Consider the following 3,903-nt stretch of genomic DNA (forward strand, 5'->3'; position numbering starts at 1 on the left):
GGTCGCGCACGCCGCCGCCGGTTGCCGCGGCCGGCTCGTCCCGCAGGAAACCGGGCGCGCCGGAGAGCGTGATTTCGTGCGTGTGGGTGCTGATCCCGTGCCCCAATTCCAGTGAAGAGACCGCGCCGTCGTCGTAGGCCGGGGCCAGCGTCAGCGGGAACCCGGCGCGCGGCCGCGCGCCGGGATCGTCGCCGGAATCGTCCGAGTCCTCGAACGAGTCGCGCGGGTGGGCCGCCGGAATCGGACCGTGGGTGAGCATCAAGGCCAGCGCGTCGTCGGCATCTTCGTCGACGCCCAGCCGCTGCCCCCGCCGGGAGCGCAGCACGTCCAGCAGCTCTTCCGACTCGGCGGACTGCCCGTCGTCCTGCCCGCCGTCCTCGTGCCCTGCCGGCTCGAGGTCCGGGTCCGCGCCGGTATCGGCTTCGAAGTCGAAGACATGGTCGGTGACGGCCTTCAGCCGGCGCCCGGGGACCGGGCCGTCCACGGTTTCGAGCTCGCTCAGCTGCTGCGCCCACCGGTTGGCGTTCTGGATGGTGCGGCGGGCCGCATGGAAGACCCAGCGGGCGGGCGGTTCTTCCCCGATGGAGTCGGTGGCGGGAGCCGCCGGCGCGGTAAAGGACGCCACAACTTCCCACGTGCCGTCGCTGCGCCGCCAGGAATCCCAGTTCATCGACTCCGGGTCGATGCCGAAGGCGTGGATCCGGTGGTCCACCATTTCTCCCAGGGTGGCGGGCTCGTCGCCGAAGGCCGACCGGTAGCCGTCGTGGCCGGGCAGCGGGCCGGCGACTTCCACCTTGCGGGCCTGCTCGACGATGTAGTGGCGCTCGGCGAGCACCGGGCTTTCATAGCGCCGGATCCGCTGCAGGTCGAGGCCGGATTCGGCCGCGACCTCCTCGGCCGTGGCGCCCGCTCGGATGCGCGCCTGGATTTCGCGGGGGGACATGCCGGCGTCCGACGGTTCGCCGGCCCCGGGAGCGCGCGTTGTTGTCGGTCGGAAGACCGCTGTGCGCAGGGCTTCGTCTATGGCCAGACGGTAGTCGTCCCCACCTGCGCTCAACAGCAGATGTTCGCCATCCTCATGGACACCCACCAGCCGTAGATCCTGCATGAAAACCCTCCACCAGACGACACTTTATGCCTGAAACTCTGCCACCCATACCGGGCTTTTCCTATTGTTTTCGCAGGTGTGGCGCGGAGTTTGTGGCCAAGGTCGCCCCGGCCGGGCGCCGCGTCCGAAGGCGGCCGTGAACGCCCAGCGGCCCCCGGGTTTGGCAGGCGCGCCGAAATCGGCAAGAATCTTCGCGTCACGGGCACAAAATCGACGGCGAACGCGTTGAGCCTGTGCACAGATCGTCAGGCACGGGCACGTGTCCCGGAACCGGGGGCCTGATGTGAAACTGGACCGGACCACCGGAGTGGGAGCAAAACAACAATGGCCACTGACTACGACGCCCCGCGGAAGCCTGACGAAGAGACCCACGAGGAGTCCATTGAAGAGCTGAAGTCGCACCGGCGGACCGACACGCAGTCGGCCGTGGTCGACGAGGACGAGGCCGAGGCGGCCGAGGGGTTCGAGTTGCCCGGCGCCGACCTCTCCGGCGAGGAACTGCTGGTCCGCGTACTCCCGGCCCAGCAGGACGAGTTCACCTGTGCTTCCTGCTTCCTGGTCCGCCACCGGTCGCAGGTGGCCAAGGAAAAAGACGGGCTGCTCTACTGCCGGGACTGCGAGGGGTAGCCGCCCGCAACCAAGAGGCCGGCCGGCGGGGCGCCCGCCCCGCGGGCCCTAGGACGCGTCCGCGGCGGGGCGGTTCAGGGCCGCGGCGAGCTGCTGCGGCCGGCGCGTAGAGGCGATCCAGTAAGGGGTCAGGTCCGTCTCGTCGGTGATTTCGATGGTGACCACCGGATCGATCCAGCCGCGCATGCACATGTACGCGGTGCCGTTCAGCTTGGGGCCGCGCTGCTCCGTGGCGGCCTCGCCGGTGAACGCTTCCACCCGCCCCACGTAGCGGCGCTCGATCTGGGCGCGGCCCACCTGCAGCATGGTGTCGGTGACCAGGATCCGCGGCGTGGAAGCGATCAGCAGGACGGCCAGCAGGATGGCGGCGACGACGGCGCCGATGATGCCCGCGGTCATGCTGATCGGTGCCAGCATGACGATGACCGCCGCGGCGGTGCCGGCGGCGATGAGCCAAACCCAGAAATTGGGCCACAGCCGCTCATCGAAGTGGGTCACGGAGGAAGGACCGCCGGCGGGACCGGAGCCGCCTGCAGGGGTCGCGGGTTGTGTCATGGACCCAGCTTTTCACCTTTTGACAGGCATTTCACCTTGCTTCCGGCGGGCCCCCGGAAGCCCGCCCGCCCGCGGGCGCCACGGTTGAAAACGCGCTAGAGTGATGTGCGGAATATCTCAGCGGGCCAGGCCCTTGGCGGCCGCAGTCTTCCCGCCGCCACATCCGCAATCGCAAGGACAAACGATCACGAGTGCAGCAGACAACTGAAACGCTGACGGTCCAGCTGAAAATGCTCGACGACGGACTGGAACCGCCCGCCTACGCCCACCCGGGGGACGCCGGGGCCGACCTGCGGAGCCGGATCAATTTCCGGATCGCCCCGGGGGAACGTGTCCTGGTGCCGACGGGCGTGGCGCTGGCGCTGCCGCACGGCTATGTTGCCCTGGTCCACCCACGCTCCGGGCTGGCCGCCAAGCACGGACTGACCATCGTCAACGCCCCCGGCACGGTGGACGCCGGTTACCGGGGCGAGATAGCGGTCACCTTGCTGAATACCGATGCCAGTGAAACGCTCACGTTCAAGCGAGGGGACCGGATCGCGCAGCTGGTCATCCAGAAGGTGGAGACGGCCGCGTTCGAACGCGTCGCCGAGCTTCCGGATTCGACGCGGGGGGCCGGCGGATTCGGTTCCACCGGAGGGTTCGGCGCCGGTTAGTTCCGCCGCGCGGTGCGGCGGGCACGCACCTGGACGCCTGCCCGCCGCAGGCGGCATCCCCTCGGCGCAGACATTGAGCAACCCGGTGCAGGACCGGAGGAAGAGGAATCTTACGTTATGGCATTTGGGCGTTCCAAGAAGAGGAACCAGAACGACGGCGAAGGGCCGGAAGCCGCCGCGGCCGCACCTGGCGAGGATGCCACGCGGCCGGCGCCGGACAGCGGTCCCCGCCGGAACGGCCCCTACGACGACTCCGAGCAGGACACCGGCAACGGCTATTTGGACCTGGGCGCGCTGAAGGTCCGTCCCCGGGAGGGCCTGCAGCTGCGGCTGGAGGTCGAGGAAAAGTCCAAGCGGGTGGTTGCGGTGACCCTGGACCTGGCCGGTTCCAACTTGCAGCTCCAGGCATTTGCCGCGCCGAAATCCGAGGGGCTGTGGAAGGAAATCCGCACCCAGATCGCGAGTTCCGTGGGGTCACAGGGCGGCACGGTCCAAGAGATCGACGGACCGATGGGAACCGAGGTGGTGGCCAAGCTGCCGGCACAGACCGCCGACGGGAAGCAGGGCTTCCGGGTGGCCCGCTTCCTCGGCGTCGACGGGCCGCGCTGGTTCCTGCGCGGCGTGATCGGGGGACCCGCCGCGCTGGACCGGGCCAAGGCCGCGGACCTCGAGGAACTCTTCCGTTCCACCGTGGTGGTCCGGGGCTCGCAGCCGCTGCCGCCCAAGGACCTGCTGCAGCTCAAGATGCCCAAGGGCGTCCCGGGCCCGCCGCAACCCGAGGCGCCGCGCAACCCCGGACTGACCGCGCCCGAGCGGGGCCCGGAGATCACCGAGATTGGCTGACCGCTCCCGCGTCCATCGCGGCCCTGCGGACAGCCCCATCGCCCGGCTGCCAGAGCGCGGCCACGTCGCCGGAACCGGGTTGGTTGAGGCGATCACCATCGCGCCGCCGGGGCA

Annotated in this window: 5 protein-coding genes; 3 read left to right on the plus strand and 2 right to left on the minus strand. The window is 69.7% G+C overall.

The features are described 5' to 3' along the window. Positions 1 to 1,108, minus strand: a 1,108-nt coding sequence (gene sepH, locus AC5RUJ_RS12390; RefSeq protein WP_494155928.1) for a septation protein SepH, incomplete at its 3' end; no start/stop codon positions are given. A 324-nt stretch (positions 1,109 to 1,432) separates the two neighbouring features. On the opposite strand from sepH, the gene AC5RUJ_RS12395 reads away from it, so the two are divergent. After that, the gene (locus tag AC5RUJ_RS12395) at positions 1,433 to 1,735 is read left to right on the plus strand and encodes a DUF4193 domain-containing protein (protein WP_493987423.1); all 303 of its coding nucleotides are present in this window, start codon (positions 1,433 to 1,435) and stop codon (positions 1,733 to 1,735) included. Between the two features lie 48 nt (positions 1,736 to 1,783). Here AC5RUJ_RS12395 and AC5RUJ_RS12400 read toward each other — a convergent pair whose 3' ends face one another. Further along, positions 1,784 to 2,290, minus strand: a complete 507-nt coding sequence (locus tag AC5RUJ_RS12400; protein ID WP_493999513.1) for a DUF3093 domain-containing protein — start codon at positions 2,288 to 2,290, stop codon at positions 1,784 to 1,786. A 191-nt stretch (positions 2,291 to 2,481) separates the two neighbouring features. Between AC5RUJ_RS12400 and dut the strand changes: the two genes are divergently transcribed. Next, positions 2,482 to 2,946: a dUTP diphosphatase gene (gene dut / locus AC5RUJ_RS12405; RefSeq protein WP_494128740.1), complete on the plus strand. Its 465-nt coding sequence runs from the start codon at positions 2,482 to 2,484 to the stop codon at positions 2,944 to 2,946. 117 nt (positions 2,947 to 3,063) lie between these two features. After that, on the plus strand, positions 3,064 to 3,789 hold the full coding sequence (locus AC5RUJ_RS12410) for a DUF3710 domain-containing protein (RefSeq protein ID WP_493999515.1): 726 nt from the start codon (positions 3,064 to 3,066) through the stop codon (positions 3,787 to 3,789). The last annotated feature ends 114 nt before the right edge of the window (positions 3,790 to 3,903 follow it).

It is taken from the genome of Arthrobacter sp. Y3223164 (genome assembly GCF_059091005.1).

Coding starts and splice junctions, on each gene's coding strand:
- AC5RUJ_RS12395 (WP_493987423.1), top strand. CDS start 1,433: ATGGCCACTGACTACGACGCCCCGCGGAAGCCTGACGAAGAGACCCAC.
- AC5RUJ_RS12400 (WP_493999513.1), bottom strand. CDS start 2,290: ATGACACAACCCGCGACCCCTGCAGGCGGCTCCGGTCCCGCCGGCGGT.
- AC5RUJ_RS12410 (WP_493999515.1), top strand. CDS start 3,064: ATGGCATTTGGGCGTTCCAAGAAGAGGAACCAGAACGACGGCGAAGGG.